We start from the raw sequence: 16,505 nt of genomic DNA on the forward strand, positions 1-16,505 counted from the left end.
GAGGCGAAGGAGAAGGTCGCCGGCCTCCTGGAGGCGTTCTCCAGGGACCAGGCGCTCGACCGTACCGCGAAGCGCTTCCGCGAGCTGGGCACCGAAGTGATCGACCTCGGCCGGAAACAGCAGGTCACGAAGGAACGCATCACTGCCCTCACCACCGAGATCGCCAACGCCGAGGCGCCCACGAAGCGCCAGAGAGCGGAACTAGCACGGCTATCGAAGGACCTCACGAAGACCGGCACCGAGCTGAGCAAGGCCCGGGGCGAATGGACCCAGCACCGCCAGGTGCTCGAACAGAACGGCATCGCGACCAAGCGCTACGCGGACCTGCAGGGCCAGATCGCCAGCCGCCAGTCGCAATCCGCTGCCGCGCTGCGTACCTATGCCGGCGACCTGCTGAAGGCCCGCGACGCAGCGAACGCCACGGCTACCCGACTCGCTGCCGGCGACGAAGCCTTCAAGCGCCAAGCCGAATCCACCCGTAACGCGCGCGAGGCGCTGGATGCCTATCGCCAGCGCGCTCAGGCAGCTTCTGAGGCCACCGAACAGCTCAGCCAGTCGGGCACGACCACGGCCGGTGTCTTTCAGCGCTTGCGCGGCCTGCTGGGCCCTGTGCTGGCGTTCTTCTCCGTCCGCACCCTGGTCGGTGGCCTGCAGAGCATCGTGCGCGAGGGGAGCAACGCGGAACAGGAGCTGGGCCAGCTCAATGCCGTGCTGGCGTCGACCGGCCGCACCGCAGAATTCAGTGCCCAGGAACTGCAGAACCTCGCCCGTGAGCTGGCCAGCTCCAGCAGGTTCATGGTCGGCGACATCACCAACGCCGAGACCCGGCTGCTGTCCTACACCAACATCGCCCGCGAAGAGTTCCCCCGCGCGATGCAGATCGTCCTCGACCAGTCGGCCCGGCTTGGTATCTCCCTCGAACAGTCAGCCGAACTGGTCGGGCGCGCGCTGCAGGAGCCGGTCAAGGCGATGCAAGCGCTGGGCCGGCAGGGCTTCGTGCTTGAGGAGGGCCAGAAGACCCTGCTGAAGCAGTTGGAGGAGACCGGTCGGACCGCCGAGGCTCAGGCGGTCATCATGGATATGCTGGCCGAGTCCTATGGCGGTGCCGCCCAGGCCCAGCAGTTGGGCACGATCGCCGGCTTGTGGAAGACGATCCGCGAGAACTTCGCCGAGTTCAAGAACGACATCGCCGCCCGCGGCGTGCTGGACTACTTCAAGGGACAACTGCAGGACCTGCTGCGCACGATCACCGAGTTGCGCGACAACGGCACCCTCGCCCTCTGGGCCCAACGCACCGCAGATGCCATCGTCTCCACGGCCAAGGCCGTGGCCGGGCTCTTCCGGCAGCTCGCACCGCTGGGCGCGCTGCTGGCGGGGCTTGCCCAAGCCATCGCCGAGCACGCGAAGCAGGTCATCTTCCTCGGCAAGGTGTACGCCGCCCTGAAGCTGGCCGAGCTGGCCGGGCAGTTCAGCATCTTGACCCGGGCGACGTTGGCCAACGCCGCAGCCACGACGGCAGCTGGTAACGCGGCGGCGGGCGCCACGGGCAAGTTCGGCGCGATGGGCACCCTGATCGGCAAGCTCCCCCAGATGCTGCGCATCGGCGTGGCCGTATTCGGTGTCGACTTCGCCATTCAGCAGTTCCAGAAGCTGGCCGGTGCGGTGGAGTACTACCAGGGCGCGCTGCAGGCGCAGGAGCGATTCGATCGCAACCAGAAGATGCTGCAGCAGGAGCAGCTGGCGCTGGGCAAACAGCTCCAGCAGCTCTACGCCGACAGCGCCGGCACTGCCATCAAGGGTGCGGAAGAGCTGCGCGAGCTGACCCGCGGCCAGGCCGAAGACTACAAGTTCACCCTGGAGCAGGCCCGACTGTTCTACGCCGGCGTGATCAGGCAGGCGCGGGCGACGGGAGATGCCCAAGCCGAGGCGACCGGCCTGAAGCACTGGCATGCACTCGGCGAGGCCCTCAAGCAGACCGAACAGCGCCTGATCGAGTTCGACAGCACCGCGGCGCGCCAGACCGCGATGTTCAGCACTGCGGAGAAGGCGGTCGAGAAGTTCGACGAGCTGCGATGGAAGGGAGAGGAGGCGAAAGCAGCCGTCGCCGGGATCTTCGACGGTGTCGACTGGACGCGCGCTGAGGGCATCCAGAACGCCTCGAAGATACTGGAGGAGGTGAGCGGTCGCGGTCGCGAGGCCGCTGCCGTTGTCGAAGGCGAGTTGATCGAGGCGCTGTCCAAGCTCTCCAACGAGACGCTGGAGGAGGTGAAGAAGAAGGCAGCCGAGGCCTTCGCGGCTGGCAATACAGAGGCCAAGCGCATGGTCGAGCTGGTCAACACGGCCAGCTTCGCCAAGCTCGGCGTCGACATCAACGCCATCCGCACCGGCTTCACCGACGTGGGCAAAACTGCGGTGGATGCGTTCGCCGTCGCGGTGCGGGAGGTGGACAACCTTGGACTCACGGCAACCCAGAAGGCGGCTGCGATCGCGCAGGCCTTCGACAACGCCTTCCGCCAGGCATCGACCCAGAGCGAGTTGCAGGCGCTGAAGGAGTCACTGATCGATGCGCTCAACGCGGGCTCGATCGGCTTCGTCGAGTTCCAAGCCCGCATCGCAGAGGTTGACGCCAAGCTGGAGGCGCTGAAGCGGACCGGCACCGAGGTGGGCACCGATATCGCCAAGGGTGCGCGCGTGGGCGAGGACGCCCTCACCCGCATCGTCGACGCCGCCGAATCAGCGGCCAGCAGCCTGGAGAAGGCCGGCACGGCTGCCGGCGACGCAGGCGATAGCACTGCTGGTGCCGCCGGCGACGTCGGCAAGATGAGCTTCGCACTGCGCCAGATGTCCGATGAGGCCGCCCGCGCGCTGCAAGGGCTCAACTGGCTGGCCGGCACCCAGTCCTGGTTGCCCGCGTGGAATCGGACGATACGCGCGATCAACGACCAGTACGACCAAGTCACGCGGCTGAATGAGGAGCTGGAGCGAAACGCCAAGGCCTACGACCCGATCGAGAGGGAGTTGGAACGCCTTCGCGACCAGTTCCGGATGGTCGACGAGACGACCCTGCGCGGCCTGGCTCAGAAGAAGATGCAGGTGGAGCAGGAAGTGGCACGCCGCCGGGACGAGGCCCGTCGCCTTCGCGAGGAGGCGGATCGTGCTGCGGAAGAGACGCGGCGCGCGGCTGCGCAGGAGGGGCTGGCGCAACCGGTGACCGACACACTGAAAGTGGAGTTCGTCGCACCAGACAAGGCGATGGCAACCGCGCTCCGCGCCGGGGAGCAGGAGGTGATGGATCGCCTGGTCAACGCCGCCGCACCACGAATCATCCAGATGATCGAGCGGTCGCGCTCGCTGAGCAACGCACGCAGCGCGGTGCGACGCGGCGGGCGATGACCGGCCGTCGGGGGCCCCAGCGCGGCGCGCGCGGAACCGCGGGGAGGCAAGGCCGCGGTGGTCGAGAGATTTTCGGGTCGCAATGGGCCTCAGCAGCAGATGGCACCTCACCCTCAAATTGAAGGGCTCTGGCAGGTGCGCTGGGTGGGGATCGTGGCGTCAGCGGCAGCACCCGACACGCCTCAGTTGAATTCCGCCCCTATTCCTCCGGAGAACTGCCGGAGAACGAAAAAGGCGCCCTTCGGCGCCTTCGTCATATGTGCTTGAATTTCATGGTGGCCGGGGAGGGAATCGAACCCCCGACACGGGGATTTTCAAGCCCTTTGCATCCCCTTTCGGGCCAGTTCTCGCGCTCCGGATTGACTGCAAACGCCTGATTTCAGGTAGTCTTTGCACTGCTCCAATATGCTCCAATCCGCTCCGCAGGGAGCCATGGAGGAGCCATATGAGAGCCTTTGGGCATCGAGAGAGCAGCCATGGGCGCAGTCCGGATCCGGCTTAACAAAGACATCCTCCAAGGCCTCTCGTTTGCCGATCGCGTGATCGCGGTCGACAAGGCGGGCAAGGCCATCACGCAGGCCACTCCGCCCACCATGAGCGATTGGATCGTTCGCGACAGCGTCGTGCGCGGGATGGGCGTGCGGGTCTCTCCTGGCGCAGCCTCTTACTTCGTCCAGCGCAAGATGGGGGGCAGCACCAGTATCAAGCGCACCCTGGGGAAGGTCTCCGATATCACCCTGGATCTGGCCCGCCGTCGCGCCCAGGAGTGGCTGGGGATGATGGCCAGCGGCAAGGATCCATTGGTCGAGAAGCAGGCCTCACAGCGCGCCTCGACAGCGCAGCGCAAGCGGGACCGCCAGAGCATGCGCGTGGTCTACGCGGACTACATGACGGCCAAGTCCGGAAGCGGCGGGGAGGAAGGCGTGCAGCTGGGTAAGGCGAGCACCGCAACCGACCGATCGAAGGTGGCCAAGTGGATGGACACCAGCCCCTTGTGGGCCGTCTCCCTACACGCCCTGACGGTTGATGACCTGGAGAAGACCTTCGATCCCCTGTTCAACGCGGCACTGTCCGAGAAGGCCAAGAAGCCTGCTTGGGGCCCGAAGAAGCGGAGCCTGTCCAGCGCCTGGAAGATCTGGCGCTATACCAAGGCCGCCTATAACAACGCGCTGGCCAAAGAGGGGGTCGCCAGCCGTCGCGGGGTCTCTCCGTTCGCCGCGCTGGAGACCACCCGGAACTGGCCCAAGCCCAAGACCCGCACCACCTACCTCGATACCAGCAAGGCCACGGGACAGGCCTGGCTGGCGCAGCTGGTCGCAATGCGCGATCACGAGCGGCCGGAGGTCGGCGTCGCAGCGGACTACCTGATCTGCCTGCTGCTGTGGGGGGCGCGAAAGGAAGAGATCGAGCGGTTGCAGTGGCGGGATATCGATTTTGCCGAGGACATCGTCGTTCTCCGGGAGGAGAACACGAAAAGCGGCCGAGCTCACTATCTGCCACTCACTCCTTGGGCCCGGACCATCCTCGAAGAACGCCGGGCCAAGAACCGGGCTTGGGAGCGCGACGGCGACTGGGTCTTCCCCTCCCGCCACCACGGCAAGCACATTGCGAACTTCCGGGGCGTCCTACTGGAGCTCAAGAAGGAAACCGGCCTGTGGATCACGGCGCACGACCTGCGCCGGACGTTCGCTACCGAGACCGCGATCCAGACCCAGAACATCCTGCTTGTCTCTGCCGCCCTGAACCATTCCAGTGGTGCGAGCACCACTCGCGGCTACATCCGGAACATCGCTAACATGCTTCGGCCCGTCTTTGAGGTCCGGGAGATCGAGTTGCGCCGCACCGCCGGGCTCGAAATCGAGGCCCCAGAGGACCCGTTCGCCGATCTGGAGGCCTTCCTGGCTAGGGCCAAGCGCAGCCCCACCAGCCGCAAGGCGGTGGCGACCAAGATCCCGATGATCCTGGGGCTGCTCGCAACCTAAGGCGCCCACGGACTACCATCTGGCCATGGGCGCACGGGTCAAGACAATCTCCGACGAGATGCTGGTCGCTGGCGGCGTCCATGAACTGGATCCGGAGCTGCTGATCACCACAGCACAAGCGGCGATGCTGCTGGGATGCGCGGTGTCCGGGATGGCAGAGCGTAAGCGTTCGGGACGACCGCCCCTCCCTCGCCAGCCTGGCGGCCGGGGAACCAAGGTGTCCTATCTTCTGGGCGAGGTGCTGGCCGCTCGACGGTCGGCGGCGGCACCAAGCAATGTGGCAGCCAAGAAAGCGCAGCAAGATCACGTTCGGGGGTTCTCGACGTTCACCTCATTCCTGGCGGAAGGCTACCTGCTCGATCAATGGCCGTTCGTGATCGCCCGAGGCCGACCGGTGGATTTTATCGGATCATTGGCGATGGGCTTAAGCGACGAAAATAGCTGCTTATGGCTCACGCTAGGTCAATATCTTGATGAGCTGAAGCTATCTGCGGCTAGTGATGAGGCAGCTTCCTTGAATTTCAGGTTGGAGCGTGAGACTGACGAAGCTTTAGGACCGTCCAGGGCTCCTGCCCGGATCTAGGCTAGGTCGCCCGCGCGGCGACGGGTGTCGCAGCGCACACATCGGTTCAGTTTGGCGCGGTCGAACGATAGTTCGACGGTCGCACGCGATAGGCACAAGGCGGACGCGTTATGAGCGAACAGAATGTTGATGAAACGCCGTGGGAGGTGTCAGTTTTCACTGCACTTCTGAATATGCGCTGGGTTCATCTTCTCAAGTCCTCATCGCAGCGGCCGGACCTAGTCATTGCGCTCGATCACGCGGCTGAAACCGCACTTGGCGATGTTGTCCTGAAAGCAGACGACCGCCTATTCCTATTCGAACTGAAAGCATCGTGGGAACGCGCGAATACCGAGAAAAACAAGCCAATATTTGGTCTTTACGAGAAGTTGCACTCCTCGGCGCACTCCACAAGCATTGCTTTCGACGAGCTTCTCTCCTTATCCATCCGCTGTCATCACCTTGTTTACTGGGAGGACGATGTGCGACTAAGCGATGGAAATACTCGCGGATCGATCTCATTTAGTCCCTATGCCTTGTTCGTTCTCGATCAACTTTATCAACCAGGTCGCTACGCATTGGATCTCCGCCTAGCGCATGCGATTTCGCTTCGGACAAACGATGGAGAAACGATCGTTGAAGCTGCGCCTATAGAGGCGATGTTCAATGGCTCGGCGACAGCGGTTAATGGAGATCTATCAACCGGTGACAACGTAGAGGCATACAAGCTCGGCCTTGGTCGCAACGAGTTTCTCGACTTCGTCCAACACTTGCGGAAAGAGATAGATGGGAGCGCCGACATCGCCTTAAAGTTGATCGCGTTCAGCCCTGAATCGGGGTTTGTAAGGCGAATAAGTTCGCTACAGGAAGCAGTGCAGCTAGGCGTGGACTGGGCGAAAAACACGGCATCAGCTAAACCAGCTCGTTCGAGCGGTCATCGAAGGACAGGGAAGCCGCGCTCGATCGGAACTACACAACTAAGGATAGTTTGTGCCCCTACCACCGGCGCCAGAAAGCCCCGCCGCCCCTAGAGTGCTTCGGTCGAGATGTGCTTCGGCCGAGACAGTCAAAGTTGAAGCGATTAACGATCTCTCTTAGCACGAATTTGATCACATCCATATTGCAACCGCTTCCGAGCCCAGCGTTCCACTGCACCGTCCGCCGTCAGGGCTGCTTTTTCCGCAACCTCGGTTTGCAACGCCAGAATGTAAGCCTCCGTCCATATTTCGAGCGGGATGCATCTGCCGGGGCGTTGGATAGGTTCACTGTCGACCATGCCGCCAACCTAACCGAACTTCGCCGCCTGTCAAATGCAGAACCCGGCAGTTATATCGAGAGGAGTTCACGACCGTCGACACTGATCCCTAGCGAACGTCGCGCTGAAGGGGCTCGATGAGCAGGCTCCACAGATACTCTGCGGCGCCCTCTTGCGACAATTTACGGTCGCGCTCAGAGCCGAGCATTGGCATTCCCATGGCCTTCATAAAGATGGCTTGGTCGTCAGCTTCAACAGTCAGGGTCTCGTTCGTTGAGCTGCTTTCGGTTGTCTCACCCTGCCGGTAGTTGATGCCTTCCCCGAGTATCCCGCCTCCGGTGAAGTATGTGGCTCGTGCGACATCCTTTCCGTCGCGGTAGATGGTCGCGAAGAAGCGATTGGCATCGACCCGCTTGAACACGCCTTCATAGCCAGGGTTGCGGTCGGTGAGCTCGGCCAGTGAGTTCTCATTGAACTTGGCCACATATTCGAACGTTTCGTCCTTGAACCGGTCCTTGTCTCGCTCGGTGAAGCTCTTGGCCAGTCGCAGGTTACTGGACCGCGGGCCCGGCGTTTTGCCATGAGCTGCACTGCTAGAGACCGCGTAGGCAGGTGGCGTCGGCTGTTCGACAGGCGCCTTAAGCCACCGACTGGCAGCCTTCCGAACGCCCTTAACGACCTGAAGCATGGCCTCATCGGGGTCGGCCCACTGCTTGATGGGCTTGCCGTCCTCCGGCACGGCCTGGAGCTTGCCAAATGGCAATGACGTCCAGTCGCACGCCCGCAGAATAACCGGGATCACAACCGCCTCTCCGGCTGCGTGCCGCTCCATTGCCCGCTGCATCTCAATCTCATAGCAGTAGCTGGAGTGGATGAAATCGGAGCTCACGAGCAACAGGATGATCTCATCCTGATTGACATGGTCATCGATCTGCTGCGCGAAGTCTTGCCCTGGCTCGATCCTGCGATCGTGCCAAACTTCGATCACGCCTTGGCGCTGAAGCGCTGACAGCTGCTTCTCAATCTGATCGCGCCACTGAGCGTCGGCGTGGGAGTAGGAGAGGAAAACGCGGGGTGCCGTCATCGGAAAGGTCTCACTCGTGCTGCTCCACGGTGCCGCCTAGCGTGTGCGTCCACCATTCGAAATGCGGACTGGATCGATGGGGGCGGAACTTGCCGAGCTCAACCACCCTTCTTACGGCGTCTGGCAAAGTGGCCAGGCGCTTCGTGTCACTGCCAGCCCAGCCCTGTAGCAGCTCGGGAGTAGTCGCGAGCTTCGCTTCAATTGCCTGCGCCTTGAGCAACTTGCGAACTGCGCCGTCGTCCGTGCAGAAGACCATATTGCGAGACACTGCGATTGCCAGGCCTTGGGCCTCGCCGTCATCCAACCACTGGGACATCCGGACCATGAGTTCGGTTTCTGCGGTCGTTGGCGCCAACGCTTCGAGAGGGTAGTGACGGGCCAGCTCAACGGTGCTTAGCTTCTTGCCAACAATGCCACCCCTCGCATCGAACTCGCGGACGTGGTGGATCTCCGCTTCGACACCGGTCCCGAGATAGAACCGCACTGGAAACGCTTTCAGGTTTGCGATGCTGCCCCAAGCACAGTAGAGATTGAGCAGCGTGCAACTGTCCAGCACATATCCATTCATGCAGGAGCGTTATTCCGGTCCAAAACCGACGCATTGAGCTTAAACTGAATTAGTCCCTCCTCGTCGAGCAGCGATCGCTTCTCAGCCAGTTCCCGAGCTTTGATTGGTGAACGCCGAAGAAGCTTGGCAAACTGTGCGGTCGTGATTTCCTCGTTGTTCCAAGCCTGGATGGCAAGCAGGAGATAACGCTCCGGGAACGTATCAATGTGGGGCTTTTGATCGGGCTCTGCGATCCCCGCCTCGCGCTTCATGTCGCTAACCCGAACACCGGAGTCTTTCAGGAAATCCCACGTGCCCGAGCGAATGAGCCGGAGCTTCTCCATTCGTAGCGTCATGGCCATCATCGACACGCCATAAAAGTCCGCCATCCGACAAACGTCGGCGACATTGACATCACCTGCGCGGGCCTTGGCGTCCTCAAACTGCCTTCGAACACCCTCTGCCGGCATTAGAAAGTTGTATGCGAACGCATCCGCGAACCGCTCGCTGAGCGGCTTACGTTCCCCTGAGCTCAGGTAATCCACCCCCGGCTTGTCGCGATCGAAAACGAAGTGTCCGTATTCGTGCGCTATGGTCCAGCGCATCCTCTCGCGAGGGTGAAGCCGATTGACTAGGATGCAGTATCCAAATCCCGGGGCATAGGAATAGAGCCCTGCGAGTTTCGAGTTCAGTGCGTCGACGAAGACGTGGACGCCCACCTCATCCAACGTCTTGCGCAAGTCGCCGATCGGCTCTCGCTCACCGAAGCCAAGCCTGCTTCGCTCATACTGCGCGACACGTGCGGGCAGCGCATCAAGATCCGCCGCCGATCGGTCAATGTTAGGCGGCATCATCGCCTGGACCAGGCGGACGTGGTTCTTCTCCAGAAGGAACTGGTAGTCGTCGACGAATTCTGCGAGCTTGTCGATTGCTTCACTGACCCCAGCCTCCTGCGACGCTTGCGGAATCTCTCCGCGCAGGTGGGGGGCGATCATCGGCGGCGCGGTGTCCTGCCTGATCAGGCGGCTCACCGACGTGTTGAACAGTGCCGCCAATGCCACCAGCTCTCCAGGCTTTACGTCGCGCTCACCTTTTTCGATCGCAATATACGTCGGTCGGCTGATGCTAATGTGTCTCGCGGCGTCGAGCTGGGACACTCCAGCTGCCTTACGTGCGGCCACCAGTCGGGCAGAGAGCGCGGTCATGCGGCCCTCAACTGGGCCTGACGAGCCCGCCCGGAAGGCGATGGATCGGCGTGTCTGGCGTAAACGCTCAGAACTTCTTCCGCGTGCTTTTGGTGAAGCAAGACAAGATCCTCGAAGGGCGCTGACAGCTGGGAAGGGGCGCAATGATCCCCAAGCCGGTCCCTCATGCCAAGGTCTCCTTCCGCCCAGCGCTGCGCCTGCCAGACATAGCTGCGAAAGTAGTCATCGTTCATGGCGTCCTCGCGCTCCCACAGTGGCCGGCTGTATGGGGTGAGGTCGCGAGCACCGGCACCAACGAAGGCCTGATGCCGCTCGATGCAGGCGGCGCAATAGCCGCAATGGGTCACCCCAGCCTCGCGCCAGGAGGTATGGACACACGATCGAGATTGTTGCGCCCACTGGACGAGCCCTGGGGTGTGCACCAGAGCCTCGATCATCGCCGCCTTGGTCACACGCGCAAACGGCAGCTCAAAGCGAACCGGCCGCTCCAGCGCGTCGCTAGCGACCTGCGTCATCATGGCAAGGAAGGTCGGATGCGCGCCTCGCGTGGACAAGCCATTGGACAAGGGGGCCCCGCCCAACGGCAGGTTGATCGCGCCGTGTCCATTCTCGTAGACATGGACAACGTCCACCCCGCAAACCGAGGCGAGAACGGCTCCGGAGGCGCAGAACAAGAACCCGCGAGATCGCTGCGTCGTTTCCTGATCGCGGATACGACCCGATCGCTCCAGACCCAGGACGAAGGACGCATGGCTAATGGAGCCCGCCTGCGGCAAGACATGCTTGAGCAGCTTGATCTGGTCCATAGCCCGTCGGCGGATAGCCGACTGGTGTCCTGCGGTAAGGAGCATGATGTCGCGCTGGCCGCTTTGCAGCGACGCCGCCAGACCCGCTGCAGAGTCCAGGCCACCGCTATACAGCGCCACGCGACTAGGCTTCAAGTGCGGACCGAAGTCCAGCGTCGTCTGGCCAACGGCAGGGGCTGGCCGCTCGTGCGGCGAGAAGGAAATCAGCCAGAAGTCGCCGGACAGGAAATGCAGAAGCTCTGCCAGCTGATCGACGACGTGCGGCTGCGACCAGTAAGCGAGGTCGGCCACATGAAAGCAGACCGGGATCGTGCGCAATCCGGCTTCGTTCTTGATGCTGACCTTGCGACGATGGATGCGATCGATCGCATAGGCGCCTGCAGCAATGCTGATCAGATCGATCGAGCGGTCGTCTACGCACGCCAACAGGTCATGGATCATGGCTTGAGCACTGATGCTCATGCGGCGCGTAGTGTCGCCCTGAACTTCAAGGCGACCATTAGCGTAGCGGACATGCAACTGGGTTGGCAGCTCAACGAGCACGATCCGTCTCCGTAGTCGATTGCGGTCCGGTAGGGACCAGCGACACATTCATCAACTCCTTGGAGCTCATGCGCCGCTTCGCGGTCAGGCGCCGCTTGAAGCGCACCGGGGCGCCATCCCGCAACGCGGCCTCCAGAATGGCCCGAAGATCGCCCTCGTATGCCCCGAAGGCCGTGGCAACCTGGCTTGAAAGCTCGCTCCGAAGCTCTGGATCGCGGAAGCGCTCCTCCTGACCCGCCCGGCACTGCGCCTGATCGATCAAGCGCTGCGTCAGCAATCGCGCGGCGACCGCGGCGACTTCCGCCGGGTCATTGCTTCGGCAGCGGTTGCGGGCATCGTTGACCAGGCTGGCGAGGCCCTTCTCAGTGAACTGGGCAATGACCGTCTGGACCTGCACAGGGGCACCCAGTGAGAGGCGTAGCAAGCTCGACAGCGGCGGCCCGTTGCGCAGCGCACCGCTCAAGGCGGCGCACATGCCCTCCATGTCCGCAGCCATTGCGGTCGCAACATCGTCCACCGCACAACCGGGGTCCTTCAGCGCTCTGCGCGTGCGGGCCCACCGCGACGTGTGCCCCAAATCGATGATTTCGTTCTCGGCCATGGGGGCAGCGTAAAAGCCGCCACGCCCCAATGTCAAGTCGAACCAGTCTTATTCTGTCAAAATGTAATACTCCGCTGCCTAAGCCTTTGAACTGGCGAGCGTTTCCCGCTAGCGTCCACACATCGGTTGGGAGGCGATCATGGCACTGGAACTGCTGCTCTTCGACTTGGACAACACCCTAGTTCGCTCTACCGACTTGGATCCTTTTCGGGGCGCCGAAGGAACCGGCCCACGGACCCCAGCACGCATTCAGGCACTGACGCGCGCCATCCGCGCCAATTCGGATCGACTCCACTACACGGAGGACGATTTGATCGCCCTAGCGCAGGGGCGGCGCATAGGCGTCTTCACCCGGTCCCCTAGCGCCTATGCCGCTACGCTGTTGGCAGAGTGTTTCCCGCGAGCTCCATGGTCCTGCGTCATCGCCTACGAGGATGTTCGGCACACCAAGCCGTATCCCGATGGCGTTTGGCTGGCCATGCAGAAGCTGGGCATCCAAGATGTGCGAAGCGTCGCTGTCGTTGGGGATGAAAAGGCAGATGTCATCGCAGCCTACCGTGCTGGTTGTTGGGCCATCCTAGACCAGGGAGCATGGCCCCAACCTTGGACCTCTCCGCAATACAACGCCGTGGAGCGGGTCGCGGACGTGATTGTCAACGGACCGGCCGACTTGCGCAGGAAGATCGCTGATCCCATTTCAAGTTTGCCCGTATTGGAGCTGGCAGGCGAACGGCCGGGGGCGAACCTGCTTGCGTCTTGTCGCTACGATGCGATCAATCACTTCATTCCAAACTCCATCGAACGTGGATCTGCGTGGGTCCATGTCTTGGGGCGTTCATTCTCGGACTATCGCGATCTTGACCACCGCCGCAATTGGCACCGGCTATCGCAGGAAATTGCTGACCTCAAGGACGCACAACAATTCCCTGGTCACTGGGTCAATGCGCTCCGCGCATACCTGCACCATTGTTGGCCCGTGCACCATCTGGAGCCTACCGTCGTCAGTGTCATACCCTTCAAGCCCGGTCGCCAACCACGACTTGAGCGGCTCCTCAACCAACTACAAGCGTCCGACGCAGCCGTGGACATCCATCCGCTCACACCCATTTCCTTCGTGCCAGACCTGCTTCGCTATACGAATGGGGCACGCAGCCATCACGGCGAACATTTGACCAGGGAGGAACGATTCATCAATGTTCGCGACCATCTGCAAGTAGCCAGACCGGATCAGGCTCGCGGCAAGAACGTGGTGGTGATCGATGACGTCGCAACAACTGGCGCATCCCTGGTGTATGCCGCGAAATACCTCAAGGCAGCCGGTGCGTCCAAGGTAGAATGCGTAGCGCTAGCCAAGGCGATCGGTCCCGAATGAAGGCAATCTCCTCTACTACCAGGAAGCTTCTGGAGCTCTCGCAGCTTTCGGGCGTTGGCCCCGCCACGTTGCGTCGCTTCGCTTCAGACCCCGGCATCGACACCCTTGAAGCGGAGGACATCGCCGCCAGCAACAATGCGCTCACCGACGCACTCGACGACGGTCGGCTATGGCGAACGGCCCGTGCAAAGGCTGAAGCACAGATCGAAGCATGCGAACAGATTGGAGCTCGTATCATCTCTCCGGTCGACAAAGACTATCCGTCGCTGCTCTCATCGACGAAGGATGACCCATTTCTCCTGTATGTGCGCGGCAACTTTGCGCCAGACCCAGAGAAGTCTATCGCGATTATTGGAACAAGGGAGCCGACCCCTCATGGCATAGCGATTGCCGAGCGCATGACAGACTTTTTCGTTGGCGCTGGCTGGAGTGTCGTGAGTGGACTCGCCCTCGGCTGCGACGCAATCGCTCATCGGCAAGCGATCAAGAGCGGTGGTCATACGGTCGCGGTGCTGGCGCACGGGCTCCATACCACAGCCCCGGCACGGCATCGAGCTTTGGCGGAAGAGATCGTCGAGAGCGGAGGTGCGCTTGTATCGCAGTATCCCTTTGGTGCCCCTGCAATCGGCCCGCAGTTCGTCCAGCGAGACAAGACACAGGCCGGCCTTGCGCAGGGCGTTGTGATGGTCCAATCCGACCTACAGGGGGGCAGTCTCCATGCGTCTCGGGCCATCCTGGCTTACGGGCGCTGGTTGATTGTGCCCAATCCAACGGATCGGGATCGAATTGCCGAGGAGCCCAAGGTGCAAGCAAACCTGCTCCTTGCAGAAGGCAACGATCGCGACAAAATGGATCTGCTGCGCATCAAGACGCCATCGATGCTGACCAAATTGCTTATCGTGAGAAGTCGTGAAGACTACGACATCGTTCTGAAGAAGGCTTCGCTAGGTGGAAACGACGCGGCGGTGATACAACCGTCGATGTTTTAGCCATTGCCGCAAATGGGGCACCTCAAGGATGCACCACCCCATCCCAGTTGAGCTGTCGCTTGAACTGACCCCGCTCGTAACGTGGCAACGCAACGGGCGGCTGATACGCGTCAAGAACTTCCTTTTGCCAATCTCGGATCACTGGCTTGGTCCGCCGCCGCTTCGGGCTGTTTGGATGGTCGTAGTGCCGCCTGATGGTCTCAACCCGCTCCTCGGCCGTCGCATGGCCGGTGACAAGTGCGATATCACGATCCTGAAATCCTTGCTGCTTCAGGTCCGTGACTAGGGTGTGGCGGAAGGCGTGGAAGCGCACTCCTTTCGGAAACCCGAGGTCTTTCATGTAGGAAGAGAACTGGCGGCTCAAGCAGGCACCATACGCAGCCTTCGTCTCCCCGTTCTTCTTCGTCCCCGCCGTCAAGTTGGGAAACAGGCGGAGCTGCCCCGCATCTCGAACGTCATCCACAAACTCCAGAAAGCCCGCATCCAACACTACTTGCGGGAGGGGGATCCGGCGGATCGCTGACCTGCCCTTGAGCCTCTGGCGGCTCTTACGGCCCGAGGAGTTCGAGAGCTCCTCGTCCGCCGTTGCCCGGATATCAATACACCATAGCCCTTCGTCCTGAATGATGTTTGCCACCTTTAGCTGCGACACCTCACCAATGCGCATGCCCATGTGCAGCCCAATGATCGGGCACCACCAGCGATGCGGCCACGCCGCCGCCCACTGCGGAAACCCGACCGGGTCGAAGATGCGCTGGAGCTCCTCGCCATCGAAGAGACGCTCCGCCTTGTCCGGATCCTCGATCAAGCCATCCTTGAAGTCGTCGAAAGCCGACATGGGCGAATGTCCGATCGCGCCTGCCTTCTCCAAGACGCCGAAGAATGTCTTCAGCTGCCGGCGGTAAAGTCGGAACGTATCGGGCGCAGGCAGGCGGACGTTCTGCGCCTTCCCTTCAGCAATCAGGTCATCCGCTGACCGCACCCTCAGGATCTTGGCGCTGGCGCGGCGATCAGGCGTCCACCGGATCAGCTGCCACAGCTTGTGAATGTGAGCGTGGGTGATCGCCGACACGTAGATGTCGCCACACACGGCAAACAGCATATCCAGGGCGCGCTTGGCGGCCGACTGTGAGTTCTCTGCAAGTCCACGGACTTCCCGATAGCTGAGATAGTCGTCGATCTCCACCGAAAGTTTGCGTGCAGGAGAACCGATCTGCAGGGGCTCTGGGTAGCGCGTGCCGCCCTTGCTGTAGCGACGCCTGCGCGTCAGCTTCAGCGTATTTCCAACGAACTCCTGGAGGTGTGCCATGTCCTCTGCACTGTTGACTTCTACGCTTTGGAGGATGACGTTGTTGACCTTGATGGAGCCGATCTTTAGACCAGTCCTGTTTCCTAGATCGTAATACTCTTGTGCAGCCGCGAGGTCGTCGGCGATGGTGTGGACATAGTCTCCGGAGTTGGTGGACATGCTCGCTTCCTGATGGGGGATGCAAGCGTCATAAGGCGAACGCCGATCCTGTCAACGATACGGTGCAAACTCCTGATGACAACCGCCAGTCCTAGGCATCGGGGACATTAGCGGTGGAAATGGCCAGAGAAATAAGTCAGCGTCGCGTCGTAACGATCTGATTTCAATGGCGCCCCGGCATTCGGTAGTGGTGCAACGAAATTAACTTCATGTAGTAATACCTTTTGGATGTAACGCAGAATTCGCGATGCCTCTTAGGTGAACAGAAAATAAACCCAAACGGCAACAAATCCTTCTGTTCGCCGGTAGGCATTGCCCATTTTCTTCAGTGAAGAACGGGACGCCCGATCTCGTAATAGAGCGCATGGCAGTCGATGGTGCCGCGCTCGTATTGCTCTAGTAGCCGGCGGCATCGTCGATCGATGAGGAGGCCGCGTTCCTCGGCGCCTTCAAGGATGTTCTCGACCACCTCTCGGCGAAAGGTGGGATCACGTTCCAGTTCCGCGTCTTCGGGGGTCAGCTCAGGTAGTCGTGGCATGTCGTTTCCTCCTGCCCGACTCCTAGTCCCATTTGAGCGCGCGTCAATAGGTCCTCCTGACGCAGTCTTTCGATTCTGACCATAGGCACGTGCCATCTTCTTGTGTCGCTGTGCCACTTGTAGAAGACGATGCGGGATGGCCGACGAGGCGGACACCCGC

At 61.6% G+C, this 16,505-nt stretch carries 13 protein-coding genes; 6 read left to right on the forward strand and 7 right to left on the reverse strand.

Going from position 1 to position 16,505, the window contains the following annotated elements:
• The first annotated feature begins 96 nt into the window (after positions 1 to 96).
• From E2F46_RS06180 to E2F46_RS06195, 4 genes are all read left to right on the forward strand, one after another.
• Positions 97 to 3,393, forward strand: coding sequence for a phage tail length tape measure family protein (locus tag E2F46_RS06180; protein ID WP_165967364.1), 3,297 nt, complete (start codon positions 97 to 99; stop codon positions 3,391 to 3,393).
• A 476-nt stretch (positions 3,394 to 3,869) separates the two neighbouring features.
• Entirely contained in the window at positions 3,870 to 5,375 is a 1,506-nt protein-coding gene (locus E2F46_RS06185) for a tyrosine-type recombinase/integrase (protein ID WP_133321215.1), read from the forward strand.
• Positions 5,376 to 5,400: 25 nt separating this feature from the next.
• On the forward strand, positions 5,401 to 5,958 hold the full coding sequence (locus E2F46_RS06190; protein WP_133321216.1) for a hypothetical protein: 558 nt from the start codon (positions 5,401 to 5,403) through the stop codon (positions 5,956 to 5,958).
• Positions 5,959 to 6,068: 110 nt separating this feature from the next.
• The gene (locus tag E2F46_RS06195) at positions 6,069 to 6,968 is read left to right on the forward strand and encodes a hypothetical protein (protein WP_133321217.1); all 900 of its coding nucleotides are present in this window, start codon (positions 6,069 to 6,071) and stop codon (positions 6,966 to 6,968) included.
• Positions 6,969 to 7,301: 333 nt separating this feature from the next.
• On the opposite strand, the gene E2F46_RS06200 is transcribed toward E2F46_RS06195, so the two are convergent.
• From E2F46_RS06200 to E2F46_RS06220, 5 genes are read right to left on the reverse strand one after another with little or no spacing between them, the layout of a single operon-like run.
• On the reverse strand, positions 7,302 to 8,276 hold the full coding sequence (locus E2F46_RS06200) for a toll/interleukin-1 receptor domain-containing protein (protein WP_133321218.1): 975 nt from the start codon (positions 8,274 to 8,276) through the stop codon (positions 7,302 to 7,304).
• Between the two features lie 10 nt (positions 8,277 to 8,286).
• A complete protein-coding gene (locus tag E2F46_RS06205) occupies positions 8,287 to 8,844 on the reverse strand; it encodes a hypothetical protein (protein ID WP_133321219.1) in 558 nt (185 codons plus the stop codon).
• Entirely contained in the window at positions 8,841 to 10,028 is a 1,188-nt protein-coding gene (locus tag E2F46_RS06210; RefSeq protein WP_133321220.1) for a helix-turn-helix domain-containing protein, read from the reverse strand. The genes E2F46_RS06205 and E2F46_RS06210 overlap by 4 nt, the downstream gene beginning before the upstream one ends.
• Complete coding sequence (locus E2F46_RS06215) at positions 10,025 to 11,377, reverse strand: 7-cyano-7-deazaguanine synthase (protein ID WP_165967365.1); 1,353 nt, start codon at positions 11,375 to 11,377, stop codon at positions 10,025 to 10,027. Before E2F46_RS06215 ends, E2F46_RS06210 begins: the two co-directional genes overlap by 4 nt.
• Positions 11,367 to 11,978 carry a hypothetical protein gene (locus tag E2F46_RS06220; RefSeq protein WP_133321222.1) on the reverse strand — a complete coding sequence of 204 codons (612 nt, stop codon included), beginning with the start codon at positions 11,976 to 11,978 and terminating at the stop codon, positions 11,367 to 11,369. Before E2F46_RS06220 ends, E2F46_RS06215 begins: the two co-directional genes overlap by 11 nt.
• Positions 11,979 to 12,117: 139 nt before the next feature.
• Here E2F46_RS06220 and E2F46_RS06225 point away from each other — a divergent pair, with 139 nt between their 5' ends.
• Both E2F46_RS06225 and E2F46_RS06230 read left to right on the forward strand, forming a co-directional pair.
• Positions 12,118 to 13,350, forward strand: a complete 1,233-nt coding sequence (locus E2F46_RS06225) for an HAD hydrolase-like protein (RefSeq protein WP_133321223.1) — start codon at positions 12,118 to 12,120, stop codon at positions 13,348 to 13,350.
• Positions 13,347 to 14,339, forward strand: coding sequence for a DNA-processing protein DprA (locus E2F46_RS06230; protein WP_133321224.1), 993 nt, complete (start codon positions 13,347 to 13,349; stop codon positions 14,337 to 14,339). Before E2F46_RS06225 ends, E2F46_RS06230 begins: the two co-directional genes overlap by 4 nt.
• Before the next feature lie 22 nt (positions 14,340 to 14,361).
• On the opposite strand, the gene E2F46_RS06235 is transcribed toward E2F46_RS06230, so the two are convergent.
• Entirely contained in the window at positions 14,362 to 15,807 is a 1,446-nt protein-coding gene (locus E2F46_RS06235; protein ID WP_133321225.1) for a site-specific integrase, read from the reverse strand.
• A 325-nt stretch (positions 15,808 to 16,132) separates the two neighbouring features.
• Positions 16,133 to 16,345, reverse strand: a complete 213-nt coding sequence (locus E2F46_RS06240) for a hypothetical protein (RefSeq protein WP_133321226.1) — start codon at positions 16,343 to 16,345, stop codon at positions 16,133 to 16,135.
• Positions 16,346 to 16,505 lie beyond the last annotated feature (160 nt).

It is taken from the genome of Luteimonas aestuarii (assembly GCF_004357985.1).
Taxonomy (GTDB): Bacteria; Pseudomonadota; Gammaproteobacteria; order Xanthomonadales; family Xanthomonadaceae; genus Luteimonas; species Luteimonas aestuarii.